This is a genomic window from Streptomyces sp. NRRL WC-3605 (genome assembly GCF_001509795.1).
Taxonomy (GTDB): domain Bacteria; phylum Actinomycetota; class Actinomycetes; order Streptomycetales; family Streptomycetaceae; genus Streptomyces; species Streptomyces viridochromogenes.
The window spans coordinates 42,467-56,556 of sequence record NZ_LLZN01000127.1 but is presented as its reverse complement, the minus strand read 5'-3'; the positions used below and the strand labels follow the sequence as shown (position 1 = coordinate 56,556).

Sequence of the window (14,090 nt, the reverse complement as noted above, 5' to 3'; positions counted from 1 at the left end):
TCCTGGTCGGGGGACACTGCTGTGCCCAGTGTCCCCCATCTCCTCATACGTCCGTGACGCGGAGTCCCGCGTGCGCCTTGTAGCGGCGGTTCACCGAGATCAGGTTGGCGACCAGCGACTCCACCTGGTGGGCGTTGCGCAGCCGCCCCGCGAAGACGCCCCGCATGCCGGCGATACGGCCCGCCAGCGCCTGGACGATCTCGACGTCGGCGCGCTCCTCGCCGAGGACCATCACGTCGGTGTCGATGCGGTCGATCTCCGGGTCCTGCAGGAGGACGGCCGACAGGTGGTGGAAGGCCGCGGCGACCCGGGAGTCCGGGAGCAGGGCGGCGGCCTGCTCGGCGGCGCTGCCCTCCTCGGGCTTGAGGGCGTAGGCGCCCTTCTTGTCGAAGCCGAGCGGGTTGACGCAGTCGACGACGAGCTTGCCGGCCAGCTCCTCGCGCAGGGACTCCAGCGTCTTGCCGTGTCCCTCCCACGGCACGGCGACGATCACGATGTCGCTGCGGCGCGCTGTCTCGGCGTTGTCGGCGCCCTCGACGCCGTGTCCCAGTTCCCCGGCGGCGGCCTGGGCGCGCTCGGCGGCCCGGGAGCCGATGATCACCTTCTGGCCGGCCAGGGCGAGCCGGTACGCGAGGCCCTTGCCCTGCGGTCCGGTGCCGCCGAGCACACCGACGACGAGTCCGGAGACGTCGGGGAGGTCCCAGGGGTCCTTGGCCGGTGCCTTGGCGGGGGTCCCGGCGGACTGCTGTGCGCTGTCGCTAGAGGTCATGGGCCGACTTTACGTCCGCCACGCGCGCCGCGACGGGCGAGGGCGGCGAGGCGGGGTCGGGCACGTGTGCGGGCGGATGCCCCCGGGTCGGGCGAATTCGGGGTGAACGGCGGGTCACGCGGGGGCCGCTGGGGCAGGATGCGGCCCCATGGATGCCGTACGGGTCGCGTTGCTGCGGGAAGTGCTCGCCGGGACCGAGTGGTTGGGGGCGACGCGGCGGTTCGCCGGGACGCTGCGGACGTCCGCGGTGGCGCACGGCGGCGGGCTGCTGCTGGTCGGGACGCGGGAGTACGAACCGTGGCACCTGGCCGCGCACCTGGTGGACGAGGCCGCGTGGTCGGGGACGCCCGAGCTGGCGCCGACCCTGGTGCGGCACGACGCGCGCGCCTCGGACCCGGCGCATCTGGCGGTCGGGCTCGGCCGGCTGGCGGCGGCCCGGCGCGGGGAGACGCTGCTGGTGGTGGCGCCCTCGGCGGCGCCCCGCCCGGACGGGTCCGGGCAGGTGCCGGGGCCGCGTCCCGGGCCGGGGGCGCCGCTGCTCGAGCGGGTGTACGACGCCCGGCGGGCGGGCGCGACGGTACTGGTGCTCGGCACCGGTGAGGGCGAGCTGACGGCGATGTCCCACGAGCGGCTCATCGTGCCGGAGGGCGCCGAGTTGGACCTGGACACCGTGCAGCACCTGGTGAGCGCGGCGGCCGGCGAGAACCCGCTGCCGTCCCGCCGGGGGCGGCGCCGCCTGCGGGACCGCCTGTCGCGCCTCGCGGACGCCCTGACGGCGCCGCCGCCCCCGCGCTGGTGAGAACCCTTCGCCGGGCGGCCGGTCAGCCGCCGTCCGCCTGACCCGACCGGGAGTCGTGCCAGCGGGGGTCGTTCTCCCACTCCAGGTTGCGCTCGCGGGCGAGGTCCATGGCGTGCTGGGCCTCCTCACGCGAGGTGTAGGGCCCGAAACGGTCCTTGGCCGGGCAGTCCGGCCCCTCCTCGACCTTCTTGTGGACCAGGCAGTAGTACCACTCGCCGGGCTTGCCGACCGTGCGCTTCTTGAACAAGGCCATGACCAGCTCCTCTCGCCACCGACATGTTCCCCCATGGCCGCTGGTTAGACTCGCTGGCATGTCTGGCCAGTCGCTGCTCGTTCCCGGGGAGCTGTCCCCCACCCGTTCCGTACCCGGCAACATCCGCCGCCCCGAGTACGTCGGCAAGCCCGCGCCGACCCCGTACACGGGGCCGGAGGTGCAGACGCCGGAGACCATCGAGGCGATGCGGGTCGCCGGCCGCATCGCCGCCCGCGCGATGGCCGAGGCGGCGAAACTGATCGCGCCCGGCGTGACGACGGACGAGTTGGACAAGGTGGCGCACGAGTACATGTGCGACCACGGCGCCTACCCCTCCACGCTCGGCTACCGCGGTTTCCCCAAGTCGCTGTGCACCAGCGTCAACGAGGTCATCTGCCACGGCATCCCGGACTCGACGGTGCTGCGCGACGGCGACATCGTCAACCTCGACGTGACGGCGTACATCGGCGGTGTGCACGGCGACAACAACGCCACGTACCTGGTCGGCGACGTCGACGAGGAGAGCCGGCTGCTGGTCGAGCGCACCCGCGAGTCGCTGAACCGCGCCATCAAGGCGGTCAGGCCGGGCCGGCAGATCAACGTCATCGGCCGGGTCATCGAGTCGTACGCCAAGCGCTTCGGCTACGGCGTGGTGCGGGACTTCACGGGTCACGGCATCAACTCGTCGTTCCACTCGGGCCTGATCATCCCGCACTACGACAGCCCGCACGCGACGACGGTGATCCAGCCCGGGATGACCTTCACGATCGAGCCGATGCTGACGCTGGGCACCCACGAGTACGACATGTGGGACGACGGCTGGACCGTCGTCACGAAGGACCGCAAGCGCACCGCGCAGTTCGAGCACACGCTGGTGGTGACGGAGACGGGCACGGAGATCCTCACCCTGCCCTGACCCGGCCCGGCGCCGCGCGTCCGTCCACGACCCGTCCTCTGCGGAGGGCGGGTTTTCTCTGTACGCTTTTACCGACATGGCGTCGGCAAACCTATTGACTTAGGTAAGCCTAACTTCAGAAAATGCCACCATGGAATCCTTCTCCAGCGTCATCCGCACCGCGTCCCAGGAGCAGCACACCGAGGCCGAGACCTCGACGTTCATGAGCGACCTGCTGGGCGGGAAACTCGGCGTGGACGCGTACGCGCGCTACACGGAACAGCTGTGGTTCGTCTACGAGGCGCTGGAGACGGACGCCGGCAGCATCGCGGCGGACCCGGTGGCCGGCCCCTTCGTCCGCCCGGAGCTGTTCCGGCTCCCGGCGCTCGAACGGGACCTGGCCCATCTGCGGGGGCCCGAGTGGCGGGCCGGTCTGACGGCCCTGCCCGCGACGCGGGCGTACGCGGACCGGGTGCGCTCCTGCGTGGAGAGGTGGCCGGGCGGCTATCTCGCCCACCACTACACCCGCTACCTCGGCGACCTCTCCGGCGGCCAGATCATCCGCGACCGTGCGGAGCGGACCTGGGGCTTCGCACGCAAGGGCGACGGGGTCCGGTTCTACGTCTTCGAGGGGATCCCGAACCCCGCCGCGTTCAAGCGGGAGTACCGCGCGCTGCTGGACGGCGTCCCGGTGGACGACCTGGAGAAGCAGCGGATCGTCGCCGAGTGCAAGAAGGCGTTCGCGCTGAACACCGCGATGTTCCGGGCGCTCGGCGACGAGTTCCCGCTGAGCGCCTGAGCCGGCTCAGCGCTCCAGGACGACCCGGCCCCCCAGCTCCACCCAGTCCCCCGGCTGGGGTGCGGTCAGCAGCTGGGAGCCGGCGCCCTGGGTGATGTTGAGGGCGCGGCCGAGGCGATGGGTGAGCTGCATGGCCGCCGCGCCCGTCGCCTCGTCCTCCTCGATCCCGTCGCCCCGGCCGGGGAAGCCTCGGGCACGGATCCGCCCGGCGGCCTCGTCCTCCCAGGCCCAGGCGTAGATCCACTCCCCCGGCGGCGGCACCTCCAGGTCGTCGACCTCGGCGGCGGAGGCGTACTGCCGCAGCGTGCGCGGCGGGGCCCACTCGGGGCGGGCCTCGATCCAGCAGAACTCCCCGTCGATCCGGGTGCCCACGACCCCGGCGGGCGTGACCAGTTCGGGCACGTCCAGCAGCCAGGCGGCGCCGACGCAGGGGTGTCCGGCGAAGGGCAGCCGGTTGGACGGCGTGTAGATGTCGACGACCCCGCGCTCGGGGTCGTCCACGAACACCGTCTCGCTGAACCCGAGTTTCGCGGCCAGCGCCTGCCGGTCCCGGCCGTCCGGGAGCACCGAGCCGTCGCGCACGACGCCGAGTTCGTTGCCGTATCCGCCCCTGGGCCCGCAGAACACGCGGAGGACGTCGTAGTCAGTCACGAGGGCATTGAAGCACCGCCGCCCACGCCGGACGCCGGGCGCCTGCCGGAGGGGGCCGCCCTGCGTCGCGCGCCGCGACCTCACCCCCGCGGGAGCCGTCCTGGTGGCGCCCCGCCCGAACCTTTGACTTTCCTTTGACCTCCCCATGGGGACGTTTTTGGCCACTTAGGCCATCCTTAGCTTCGTTAGGTGAGCCTCACCTTGCTGGCCTGTGAGGCACGTCATGCGTCCTTTCCGGCCACCCTCGATTTGGAGCCTTCATGCGACCCGTCAGACTGTCCGTGGCCGCCGCCACCACCGTGGCCGCCCTGACCGCCGTCACCGGTTGCACCGAGAAGGGCAGTTCGGCCGGATCGGACCGGGTCGTCCGGGTGACCGCGACGGACGACAAGTGCGAGGTGTCGAAGAAGGAGTTCCCGGCCGGGCACATCGAGCTCGCCGTGGAGAACAAGGGCTCGAAGGTGACCGAGGTCTACGTCCTCTTCCCCGACGACCGCATCGTCACCGAGCGCGAGAACATAGGCCCCGGCACCAAGCAGACCGTCACCGCCGAGGTGAAGGCCGGCGACTACACCATCGCCTGCAAGCCCGGTATGAAGGGCGACGGCATCCGCCAGTCCGTCAAGGCCACCGGCGGCTCGGCCGCCAAGCGCGACCCCCGGCTGGACAAGGCCGTGGCCGCCTACCGCGAGTACGTCCAGCAGCAGGCCGACGAGACGCTGCCGCTCGCCGAGAAGTTCGCCGCGGCCGTCAGGTCCGGGGACGTCGAGGCCGCGAAGAAGGCGTACGCCCCGTCCCGCCTCGGCTGGGAGCGCACCGAGCCGGTCGCGGAGTCCTTCGGCGACATCGACCCGAAGGTCGACGTCCGCGAGGACGGCCTGGAGGACGGCCAGGACCCGGCGACCGACTGGACCGGCTGGCACCGGCTGGAGAAGTCGCTGTGGAAGGACAAGAAGATCGGCGACCGGGAGAAGGAGCTCGCCGACCTGCTGATCAAGGACCTGAAGGACTGGCAGAACCGGGTCGGCAAGGCCGAGATCACCCCGACCTCCATGGCCAACGGCGCGAAGGAACTCCTCGACGAGGTCGCCACCGGCAAGGTCACCGGCGAGGAGGAGCGCTACTCCCACACCGACCTGGTCGACTTCAAGGCCAACGTCGAGGGCGCGGAGAAGGCGTACGAGCTGCTGAAGCCCGTCGCCCAGGCCAACGAGCCGGAGCTCGTCACCGAACTCGACCGGCAGTTCGCCGCGCTGGACGGCCTGCTGGACAAGTACCGCGCCGACAAGGACTCGTACGCGTTCACCTCGTACGACAAGGTCGGCGACGCCGACCGCAAGCAGCTCTCGGACGGGGTCAACGCCCTGGCGGAGCCGCTGTCCAAGCTCGCCGCCGCCGTCGTCGTCAAGTAGGGACGCCGTCATGACGGAACCGTCCGAGAAGACCACCTCCCGGCGTGCGCTGCTCGGCTGGGGCGGCGCCGGGCTGGCGCTCGGTGCCGTCGCGGCCGGCGGGGCCGTCGCGGCGACCCGGGCGGGCGACGACGCCGAGCCGGCCGGCGCCGGCACCGGCGCCGCGATCCCCTTCCACGGGGAGCGGCAGGCCGGTGTCGCCACCCCGGTCCAGGACCGGCTGCACTTCGCCGCGTTCGACGTGCGGACCGAGGACCGGGACGCGTTCGTCGAGATGCTGAAGGAGTGGACGGAGGCCGCGCGCCGGATGACCGCGGGGCACGCGGTCGGCGACGGCGCGTACGGCGGTCTCGCCGAGGCCCCGCCGGACGACACCGGTGAGGCGCTGGGCCTGAAGCCCTCCCGGCTCACCCTGACGATCGGCTTCGGGCCGTCGTTCTTCGACAAGTTCGGGGAGCGGTTCGGCATCGCGGACGCGCGCCCGGAGGCCCTCACCGAGCTGCCGCAGTTCGCCGGCGACAACCTGGACCGCGGCCGCAGCGGTGGAGACCTGTGCGTCCAGGCGTGCGCCGACGACCCGCAGGTCGCCGTGCACGCCATCCGCAACCTGGCCCGCATCGGGTTCGGCAAGGTCGTGGTGCGCTGGTCGCAGCTCGGCTTCGGCAAGACCTCGTCGACGACGCCCGACGCGCAGACCCCGCGCAACCTGTTCGGCTTCAAGGACGGCACCCGCAACATCGCGGGGACCGAGACCGACCGCCTGGACGAGTTCGTGTGGGTCGGCGAGAAGGACGGGCCGCAGTGGATGGCCGGCGGCTCCTACCTCGTCGCCCGGCGCATCCGCATGCACATCGAGACCTGGGACCGCACCTCCCTGCAGGAGCAGGAGGACATCTTCGGCCGCAGCAAGGGCGAGGGCGCGCCGGTCGGCAGGGCGAAGGAGCGCGACAAGCCGTTCCTGAAGGCGATGATGCCCGACGCGCACGTCCGGCTCGCGCACCCCGACTCCAACGGCGGCGCGACGATCCTGCGCCGCGGCTACTCCTTCACGGACGGCACCGACGGCCTCGGCCGCCTGGACGCGGGCCTGTTCTTCCTCGCCTACCAGCGCGACCCGCGCACCGGGTTCATCCGGATCCAGCGCAACCTGGCGAAGGACGCGCTCAACGAGTACATCCAGCATGTGGGTTCGGCGCTGTTCGCCGTCCCGCCGGGCGTCCGCGACAAGGACGACTGGTGGGGCAGCACGCTGTTCGGCAAGGAGGCGTGAGGCGTGTTCTCCAACTACCTGATCGGTCTGCGCGAGGGGCTGGAGGCCAGCCTCGTCGTCTGCATCCTCATCGCCTACCTGGTGAAGACCGGCCGCCGGGACGCCCTGCGGCCGGTCTGGGCCGGCATCGGCGTCGCGGTCGCCCTCGCGCTGGGCTTCGGCTGCGCGCTCGAGTTCGGCTCGCAGGAGCTGACGTTCGAGGCGCAGGAGGCGCTCGGCGGCTCCCTGTCGATCCTCGCGGTCGGCCTGGTGACGTGGATGGTCTTCTGGATGCGGCGCACCGCCCGGAATCTGCGCAGCGAGCTGCACGGCAAGCTGGACGCGGCCCTGCGGATGGGCACGGGCGCCCTGGTCGCCACCGCGTTCCTGGCCGTCGGCCGGGAGGGCCTGGAGACGGCCCTGTTCGTGTGGGCGTCGGTGCGGGCGGCCGGGGACGGCACCCCGCGCCCGCTGGTAGGAGTCGCGCTCGGCATCGCCACGGCCGTCGTGCTGGGCTGGCTGTTCTACCGCGGGGCCCTGCGCATCAACCTCGCCAAGTTCTTCACCTGGACCGGCGGCATGCTGGTGGTCGTCGCCGCGGGCGTGCTCGCCTACGGCCTGCACGACCTGCAGGAGGCGCGCTGGCTGCCGGGGCTCGGGAACAAGGCGTTCGACATCAGTGACACCGTCGATCCGGCCAGCTGGTACGGCACCCTGCTGAAGGGCGTGTTCAACTTCCAGCCCGACCCGACCGTCCTCCAGGTCACGGTGTGGCTGCTGTACCTGATCCCGACGCTCGCGCTGTTCCTCGCCCCGGTAGGGTTCGCCTCCGGGAAGGGGAAGGTGAAGGAACCGGATGAGCAGGGATCGCGGCCCTCGAAGGCTCCGCAGGCTTGACCGGAGCGCGCTGATTGCGGCCTCCTTGACCGCTTTGTCGTTGACGGCGAGCGGATGTGTGGTGGTCCACGGGGAGAAGGAGGTCCTTCCCTCGGCGACCAGGGCGGAGGCCGCGAAGGCGCTGAAGGAGTTCACCACCGCGTACAACGCGGCGGACAAGGCCTACGACAGCGCGCTGGACGCCGGCCGGGTCACGGGCGCCCTGGGCGCGATCGACGCGGCACGGCTGAAGGCGGGCCGGGCGACGAACCCCGGCGGCAACCCGGCGCACAGCCCGCTGGAGCTGTCGGACACCAAGTTCGCCATTCCCAAGAAGGCGGGCTGGCCCCGCTGGTTCGTCGCCGACGCGGCCGCGAACAAGGGCGGCCGGGCGCGCTGGGTCTTCGTGTTCACCCGCCACGACCTGGACAAGCCGTGGAAGGCCGCGTATCTGACGCTGATGGCCCCGGCGGACGTGCCCGAGTTCAAGACGGACGCGGACGGCTACGCCGAGGACGTCCCGGCGGACTCGCGTCAACTGGCCGTGCCGCCCGGGGATCTGAGCGAGCGGTACGTGTCCTACCTCAAGGACGGCGGGGACGCCTTCGCGGCCGGCGGCCAGACCAGTAAGTGGCGGCAGACTCGCAAGAAGCAGGCCGAACGCCCGGGTCTGGTCCGGCAGTTCATCGACGAGCCGATGACCGGCGGCGACTTCGCCCCGCTCGCGCTGCGGACGGCCGACGGCGGCGCGCTGGCGTTCTTCGCCTCGCGGCACTTCGAGAAGCAGACCGCGGCGCCGGGCGCGTCCGTGCCGGTGCCGGGCAAGTCGGTGCAGGCCCTGACGGAGGGCGAGATCAAGCAGTCGCTGACGCTGGAGTTCGTCTCCAACGAGGTGGCGCTGGTCCCGAAGGGCTCGGGCAAGGTGGACGTCCTGGGCCGTATCCAGGGCATGACGTCCGCGAAGGGCGAGTAGCGCGCGGCGCGGTCAGCGGCGCAGGGGCCAGGACGCGGAGGCGTGGTCGGGCTCCTCGCCGACATGGCGGGCGCAGGCGTCGGTGAGGACCTCGAGGATGCTGAGCGGGTCGGGCAGCGGGTGCTCGGGGCCGCGCACCCAGTGAACGGACCGGCCCTCGCCGGGCAGCCGGGAGGGCGGCATCAGGACGTAGGAGCCGCGGCAGTGCCAGCGCAGTCCCGGGTGCTCGTCCATGGTCTCGGGGTGGCAGTCCAGCTCGCAGGGCCACCACTCGTCCTCGTCCTCGGGGGTGCCCCGGGTGAGGGTGAAGAACAGCAGGCGTCCGTCGTCGCTCTCGGCGACCGGCCCGACCTCGATGCCGGCGGCGAGCAGCCGCTCCAGCGCCTCGCGCCCGGGTTCGAGGGGCACGTCGAGGACGTCGTGGATCATGCCGGTCGCGGTGATGAAGTTGGCCTGCGGGTGGTGGCGGGCCCAGCGCTCGATCTGACCGCGGTCGGTGGTGGACTGCGTCTGCCAGGCGAACGACACCGGGTGCCGGGCGGGGGTGGGGCAGCCGACGCGGTCGCAGGAACAGCGGTATCCGGCCGGGTGCGCGGCGGGCGCGAGGGGCAGTCCCGCCTCGGCGGCGGCGAGCAGCAGGGCCTCCCGGCCGCCGTCACCGGCGGTGTCCTCCAAGGGGCGGCCTCGCAGCCACTGGGAGATCTTGCCCCGAAGGCCGGACCGGCCGCCCAACTCCGCGCTCATCTATCCCCTTGCCTCGCCGTCGTGCGGAACAGCATGCCCTATGGTCCCACCATCGTGCGCCCCGGGGGGCCGTAGCGGACAAGAAGGCCAGGTGGGGCGAGCCGCGCACAACGCCGTGATCAGGGGTAATGAGGTCGCGGACGCGTTTTTCGTCACGCCTTCGGGCGGGGGGCGATGCCGTACAGCGCGTACTCGACCAGGGTGTCCGTGTAGTCGTGGGAGATCGGTCCGGTGTACTGGAGCCAGCGCTGGGCCAGCGGGGAGACGAACAGCTCCAGCGCGATGCGCGGGTCGACGTCGGGGCGCACCTGGCCGGCGTCCTGGGCGGAGCGCAGCCGCTCGACGTAGAGCTGGAGCGAGGGTTCCAGCAGCTTGGCCACGTACTGCCGGCCCAGCTCCTCGTTGACCAGGCCCTCGGCGGCGAGGGCTCGGGAGGGTGCGTCGAAGCGGGGGTCCTGGAGCTCGTCGACGGTGGCGCGCAGGACGGCCTTCAGATCGGCGGCGAGGTCGCCGGTGTCGGGGAAGGTGTAGGGCTGCTCCCCCGCCTCCCGCGCGGAGCGCTCGGCGAGGTCGAGGAACGCCTCCATCAGCACCTCCGCCTTGGAGGGCCACCAGCGGTAGATCGTCTGCTTGCCGACGCCGGCGCGGGCGGCGATGCCCTCGATGGTGGTGCGGGGGTAGCCGACCTCCACGACCAGGGCGAGGGCGGCGTCGTAGATGGCCCGCCGGGACCGTTCGCTGCGGCGGCCGGCGTTGGGCGCGGGCGGGGGGGTTTCACGTGCTGGCATGGCCTGAACTTATCAGTTGACAAGACGCTGCGTCTCGCCAGATCCTGAGGCGGTCAGGAAGCGAGACGATACGTCTCGTTCCTCATTCGGTTCGACGGCCAGGACGAAGGGAACCTCACATGACCCGCGGTGGAGCAGGAGACATGCTGGGCGTCGGCGGGACCCGTCGCCGCCTCGGCCGTACGGCGCTGCGCGGCGGCGCGCGGAACGGCCGCGTCGGCGGCGGGACCGACCCGGCGGCGCAGAAGCGGGAGCTGTTGCGCCGGCTGCGGGAGCGGCGGGCCGAGGAGGCCCGTACGGAAGGGAATTGACGGAGGAGAACCGACGGAGGAGACCTGACGGAGGGAAGGGCTCAGGAGGCCGTCTCGTCGGGGGCCGGCGGCCAGGCGTCGCCCCAGTCCGTGTCGCGGGCCGCACGGTAGAGGTCGCCGTGGCGCTTGGTGACCGTGGCCCGGCGCAGCGCCGGCTCGCTCTCGCACAGGTCGAGCAGGACCTGCCCCTTGCGGATCTGGGGCCTGCGCACGACCCGGGCGGGGGCCGGGCCGGCGGGCAGCCGGGTGGCGGCGACGTAGCTGAACTTCTCGTCCTCGTAGGCGAGGGAGCCGCCCTTGATCTGGCGGTGCAGCGAGGAGCGGCTCACCCGCGCCGAGAAGTGGCACCAGTCCGTGCCGGGCACGATGGGGCACGCGGCGCTGTGCGGGCAGGGCGCGGCGACGCGGAACCCGGCGGCGATCAGCCGGTCGCGGGCCTCGATGACGCGGGCGTAGCCGTCCGGGGTGCCGGGCTCGACGATCACGACCGTCTGCGCGGCGTCCGCGACGGTGTCCACGAGGGTGCCCCGGTCGGCGGCGGTGAGCTCGTTGAGGACGTAGGAGACGGTGACGAGGTCGGCGGCGTCGAGGGTGAGTCCCGCGCCGATCCGGGCGCGCTGCCAGCGGGCTTCGCGCAGCGCCGGGTCGGCCTGGGCGATCTCCCGGCCGACGGCCAGGGCGGGCTCGGCCCAGTCCAGCACCGTGACCTCGCGCCGGCCCGGCCAGGTCGCGCCGACCGCCCAGGTCGCCGCGCCGGTGCCGCCGCCGACGTCGATGTGCCGCTCCGGCGCCCAGCCGGGCACGGTCCGCGCGAACGCCTCCAGGGCGGAGCGGACGGCCGCGTAGGTGGCGGGCATCCGGTACGCGGCGTAGGCGGCCACGTCGGCGCGGTCCCGCAGGATGGGGCTGTCGGTCGGGGTGGCGCCCCGGTACGCGGCGATCAGCCGCTCGACGGCCTGCGCGGCCCGGCGCGGCGGAAGCCCGTCGAGCAGGGCGGCGAGGGCCGCGCGCAGGGTCTCGGCGGACGGCGGGGCTGGGGCGTTCACCCGGAGATTCTACGAGGCCCCGGACGGGCTCCCTACCGCCCCCGCAGGGCCCGCGCCACGCGGGTCCCGGCCGCCGCCCTCGGTCCGCTGTCGGGGCGCCGGCGGCGCGGGTGGACGGTGTTCGCCAGCAGGACCAGGAAGGTGTCCCGCGCCGGGTCGAGCACCAGCGACGTGCCCGTGAAGCCGGTGTGGCCGGCCGCGCCCCGCCCCGCCAGCTCCCCCATGAACCACGGCTGGTCGACCGCGAAGCCCAGGCCGGGCGGCGTCAGCAGCAGCTCCACGAAGTCCGGGCCGAGGATGCGGGCGGGCCCGTAGGCGCCGCCGGACAGCAGGGCGCGGCAGAGGACGGCGAGGTCGCGGCCCGTGGAGAACAGGCCGGCGTGCCCGGCCACCCCGCCCAGCGCCCAGGCGTTCTCGTCGTGGACGACGCCCCGCAGCATCCCGCGGTCGGCCTTCGCCCAGGGCCGCCGCTGGTCCTCGGTCGCGGCGGCGCCCGGGCAGGGGCCGAACCGGGTCGCGGTCATCCCCAGGGGGCGGGTGATGCCGTCGTGGACCAGGACGTCCAGCGGGCGGCCCGTGATGCGTTCCAGGACGTGTTGGAGCAGCAGCATGTTCAGGTCGGAGTAGCAGTACGTGCCGGGCACCCCGATGGGCGCCTCGGCGCGCAGCCGGTCCAGGCGCTCGGCGTCGTCCGCGCAGTCGTACAGCGGCAGTTCGGGGCGCAGCCCGGAGGTGTGGGTGAGCAGCTGCCGCACGGTGACGTCGTGCCGTGCGGCGGCCCGGAAGTCCGGCAGGTACGCCCCGACGCGCGCGTCGATGCCGAGCGTGCCGCGCTCGATCTGCTGCACGGCGGCCACCGAGGTGAACAGCTTGGTGAGGGAGGCCAGGTCGAACGGGGTGGCGGTGGTCATCGGCACGCGGGCCCCGGGGGGCAGTTCGACACCGGAGTCCGTGCGCTCGTCGTAGGACGCGTACCGCACCGCCCAGCCGGCCGCCTCCTCGACGGCCAGGTAGGGGCCCCGCCCGACGACCAGCACCGTCCCGGCGGCCCAGGGGCGCGGGCCGGTGCTGAGGTCGCGGACCTCGCCGACGAGCAGGCGGATCTCCTCGGGGTCGAGTCCGGCCTTCTCCGGTGCGTCCCCGCGCAGTCTCGGCGCGCTCAGCTGTCCTCCCCCGTGCTCGCGGCCGTGCCGGAGGCGGGGGTGGCCCCGTCCCGTGCGGCCGGACCTGGTGGTGTCCTCCAGGGACGGCACATTCCCATGAAGCAGGCGAGCGCCACCAGGCCCGCGGCCAGTTGGACGACGGCCATCGGGACGGCGGTGTCCTCGCCGGCGACGCCCACCAGGGGCGAGGCGATCGCGCCGATGAGGAAGGAGGAGGTGCCGAGGAGCGCGGAGGCGGAGCCGGCGGCGCGCCTGGTGCGCTGCAGCGCGAGCGCCTGGGTGTTGGGCATCGTGACACCCATCGCGGACATCAGGACGAACAGCGCGGCGGCCACGGGGGCGAGCCCGGTCTCGCCGAAGACGCCCAGGGACATCAGCAGCAACGCGGTGGCGGCGAGGACGACGACCACGAGGCCGATGCCGAGCACCCGGTCCAGGCTGACCCGGCCCACCAGCACCTTGCCGTTGATCTGGCCGACGATCACCAGGCCGACCGAGTTGAGCCCGAACAGCAGGCTGAACGTCTGGGGCGAGGCGCCGTATATCTCCTGGATCACGAAGGGCGAGGCGGAGATGTAGGCGAAGAGCGCGGCGAAGGCGAAGCCGCCGGTGAGCGCGTACCCGGTGAAGGCGCGGTCGGCGAGCAGCCCGCGCATCGCGTGCAGGGTCTCGCCCATGCCTCCGGCGTGCCGGTCCCGCTCGGGCAGGGTCTCGGGGAGCCGGAGAAAAACGAGGGCGCCCAGCAGCACCCCGACGACGGTCAGGACGACGAACACGCCCCGCCAGTCCGTCACCCGCAGGATCTGCCCGCCGATGAGCGGGGCCACGATCGGGGCGACCCCGGAGATCAGCATGAGGGTGGAGAAGAAGCGGGCCATGGCCACGCCGTCGTGCAGGTCGCGGACGACCGCCCGCGCGATGACGATGCCCGCCGCCCCGGCGAGGCCCTGGGCGATCCGGCAGGCGATCAGCGCCTCGACGGTGGGCGCGAACGCGCAGAGCGCGGTGGCGACGACGTACACGGCGAGCCCTGCGAGCAGCGGGCGCCGGCGGCCCCAGCGGTCGCTCATCGGGCCGACCAGCAGCTGCCCGAACGCCATGCCGGCCAGGCACGCGGTGAGCGTGAGCTGGACGGTGGCGGCGGGCGCGTGCAGCGAGCGGGTGACCTCCGGCAGCGCGGGGAGGTACATGTCCATCGCCAGCGGGGGCGTCGCCGTCAGCCCGCCCAGGACGAACGTGACGAGCAGTCCGGTGCGGCGCTGTGCCGCGACGGCCGGTCGCCGCGCGGGCGGCGCCGGCGGCCGTGCCGTGTCCCGTGCCGGTCCCCCACCGTCGCTCATGAGCCCCTCCCTCTCCGAGTGA

The 14,090-nt window shown here is 73.0% G+C and carries 16 protein-coding genes; 8 read left to right on the top strand and 8 right to left on the bottom strand.

Annotated elements, in window-relative coordinates; genetic code table 11:
• Positions 1–43 precede the first annotated feature (43 nt).
• Entirely contained in the window at positions 44–769 is a 726-nt protein-coding gene (npdG, locus tag ADL34_RS33895; protein ID WP_062667469.1) for an NADPH-dependent F420 reductase, read from the bottom strand.
• Between the two features lie 148 nt (positions 770–917).
• Between npdG and ADL34_RS33890 the strand changes: the two genes are divergently transcribed.
• The gene (locus tag ADL34_RS33890; RefSeq protein WP_062667467.1) at positions 918–1,568 is read left to right on the top strand and encodes a hypothetical protein; all 651 of its coding nucleotides are present in this window, start codon (positions 918–920) and stop codon (positions 1,566–1,568) included.
• A gap of 22 nt (positions 1,569–1,590) precedes the next feature.
• Here the strand turns inward: ADL34_RS33890 and ADL34_RS33885 are convergent, their stop codons facing one another.
• Entirely contained in the window at positions 1,591–1,821 is a 231-nt protein-coding gene (locus ADL34_RS33885; RefSeq protein WP_062667465.1) for a hypothetical protein, read from the bottom strand.
• 58 nt (positions 1,822–1,879) lie between these two features.
• On the opposite strand from ADL34_RS33885, the gene map reads away from it, so the two are divergent.
• Together map and ADL34_RS33875 are read left to right on the top strand one after the other, a co-directional pair.
• The gene (map, locus tag ADL34_RS33880; protein ID WP_062667463.1) at positions 1,880–2,737 is read left to right on the top strand and encodes a type I methionyl aminopeptidase; all 858 of its coding nucleotides are present in this window, start codon (positions 1,880–1,882) and stop codon (positions 2,735–2,737) included.
• Between the two features lie 130 nt (positions 2,738–2,867).
• Positions 2,868–3,515 carry a heme oxygenase (biliverdin-producing) gene (locus ADL34_RS33875; RefSeq protein WP_062667461.1) on the top strand — a complete coding sequence of 216 codons (648 nt, stop codon included), beginning with the start codon at positions 2,868–2,870 and terminating at the stop codon, positions 3,513–3,515.
• Between the two features lie 6 nt (positions 3,516–3,521).
• Here the strand turns inward: ADL34_RS33875 and ADL34_RS33870 are convergent, their stop codons facing one another.
• Positions 3,522–4,166: a PhzF family phenazine biosynthesis protein gene (locus tag ADL34_RS33870; protein WP_062667454.1), complete on the bottom strand. Its 645-nt coding sequence runs from the start codon at positions 4,164–4,166 to the stop codon at positions 3,522–3,524.
• Positions 4,167–4,426: 260 nt separating this feature from the next.
• Here ADL34_RS33870 and efeO point away from each other — a divergent pair, with 260 nt between their 5' ends.
• The 4 genes from efeO to ADL34_RS33850 are packed head-to-tail and all read left to right on the top strand — an operon-like array spanning position 4,427 to position 8,676.
• On the top strand, positions 4,427–5,578 hold the full coding sequence (gene efeO, locus ADL34_RS33865) for an iron uptake system protein EfeO (protein ID WP_062667452.1): 1,152 nt from the start codon (positions 4,427–4,429) through the stop codon (positions 5,576–5,578).
• Between the two features lie 10 nt (positions 5,579–5,588).
• The gene (gene efeB / locus ADL34_RS33860) at positions 5,589–6,848 is read left to right on the top strand and encodes an iron uptake transporter deferrochelatase/peroxidase subunit (protein ID WP_062667450.1); all 1,260 of its coding nucleotides are present in this window, start codon (positions 5,589–5,591) and stop codon (positions 6,846–6,848) included.
• Between the two features lie 3 nt (positions 6,849–6,851).
• Positions 6,852–7,724 carry an iron uptake transporter permease EfeU gene (gene efeU / locus ADL34_RS33855; RefSeq protein WP_062667448.1) on the top strand — a complete coding sequence of 291 codons (873 nt, stop codon included), beginning with the start codon at positions 6,852–6,854 and terminating at the stop codon, positions 7,722–7,724.
• A complete protein-coding gene (locus ADL34_RS33850; RefSeq protein WP_079034114.1) occupies positions 7,684–8,676 on the top strand; it encodes a hypothetical protein in 993 nt (330 codons plus the stop codon). The genes efeU and ADL34_RS33850 overlap by 41 nt, the downstream gene beginning before the upstream one ends.
• A gap of 12 nt (positions 8,677–8,688) precedes the next feature.
• Here the strand turns inward: ADL34_RS33850 and ADL34_RS33845 are convergent, their stop codons facing one another.
• Both ADL34_RS33845 and ADL34_RS33840 read right to left on the bottom strand, forming a co-directional pair.
• Positions 8,689–9,420, bottom strand: coding sequence for a bifunctional DNA primase/polymerase (locus ADL34_RS33845; RefSeq protein ID WP_062667445.1), 732 nt, complete (start codon positions 9,418–9,420; stop codon positions 8,689–8,691).
• 152 nt (positions 9,421–9,572) lie between these two features.
• On the bottom strand, positions 9,573–10,208 hold the full coding sequence (locus tag ADL34_RS33840) for a TetR/AcrR family transcriptional regulator (RefSeq protein WP_062667443.1): 636 nt from the start codon (positions 10,206–10,208) through the stop codon (positions 9,573–9,575).
• 119 nt (positions 10,209–10,327) lie between these two features.
• Between ADL34_RS33840 and ADL34_RS36305 the strand changes: the two genes are divergently transcribed.
• Positions 10,328–10,519: a DUF6243 family protein gene (locus tag ADL34_RS36305; RefSeq protein ID WP_143642008.1), complete on the top strand. Its 192-nt coding sequence runs from the start codon at positions 10,328–10,330 to the stop codon at positions 10,517–10,519.
• Between the two features lie 41 nt (positions 10,520–10,560).
• Here the strand turns inward: ADL34_RS36305 and ADL34_RS33835 are convergent, their stop codons facing one another.
• From ADL34_RS33835 to ADL34_RS33825, 3 genes are read right to left on the bottom strand one after another with little or no spacing between them, the layout of a single operon-like run.
• Positions 10,561–11,565, bottom strand: coding sequence for a small ribosomal subunit Rsm22 family protein (locus tag ADL34_RS33835; protein WP_062667441.1), 1,005 nt, complete (start codon positions 11,563–11,565; stop codon positions 10,561–10,563).
• A 32-nt stretch (positions 11,566–11,597) separates the two neighbouring features.
• Positions 11,598–12,713 carry a serine hydrolase domain-containing protein gene (locus ADL34_RS33830; protein ID WP_062667634.1) on the bottom strand — a complete coding sequence of 372 codons (1,116 nt, stop codon included), beginning with the start codon at positions 12,711–12,713 and terminating at the stop codon, positions 11,598–11,600.
• An 11-nt stretch (positions 12,714–12,724) separates the two neighbouring features.
• Complete coding sequence (locus tag ADL34_RS33825) at positions 12,725–14,068, bottom strand: multidrug effflux MFS transporter (RefSeq protein WP_062667439.1); 1,344 nt, start codon at positions 14,066–14,068, stop codon at positions 12,725–12,727.
• Positions 14,069–14,090 lie beyond the last annotated feature (22 nt).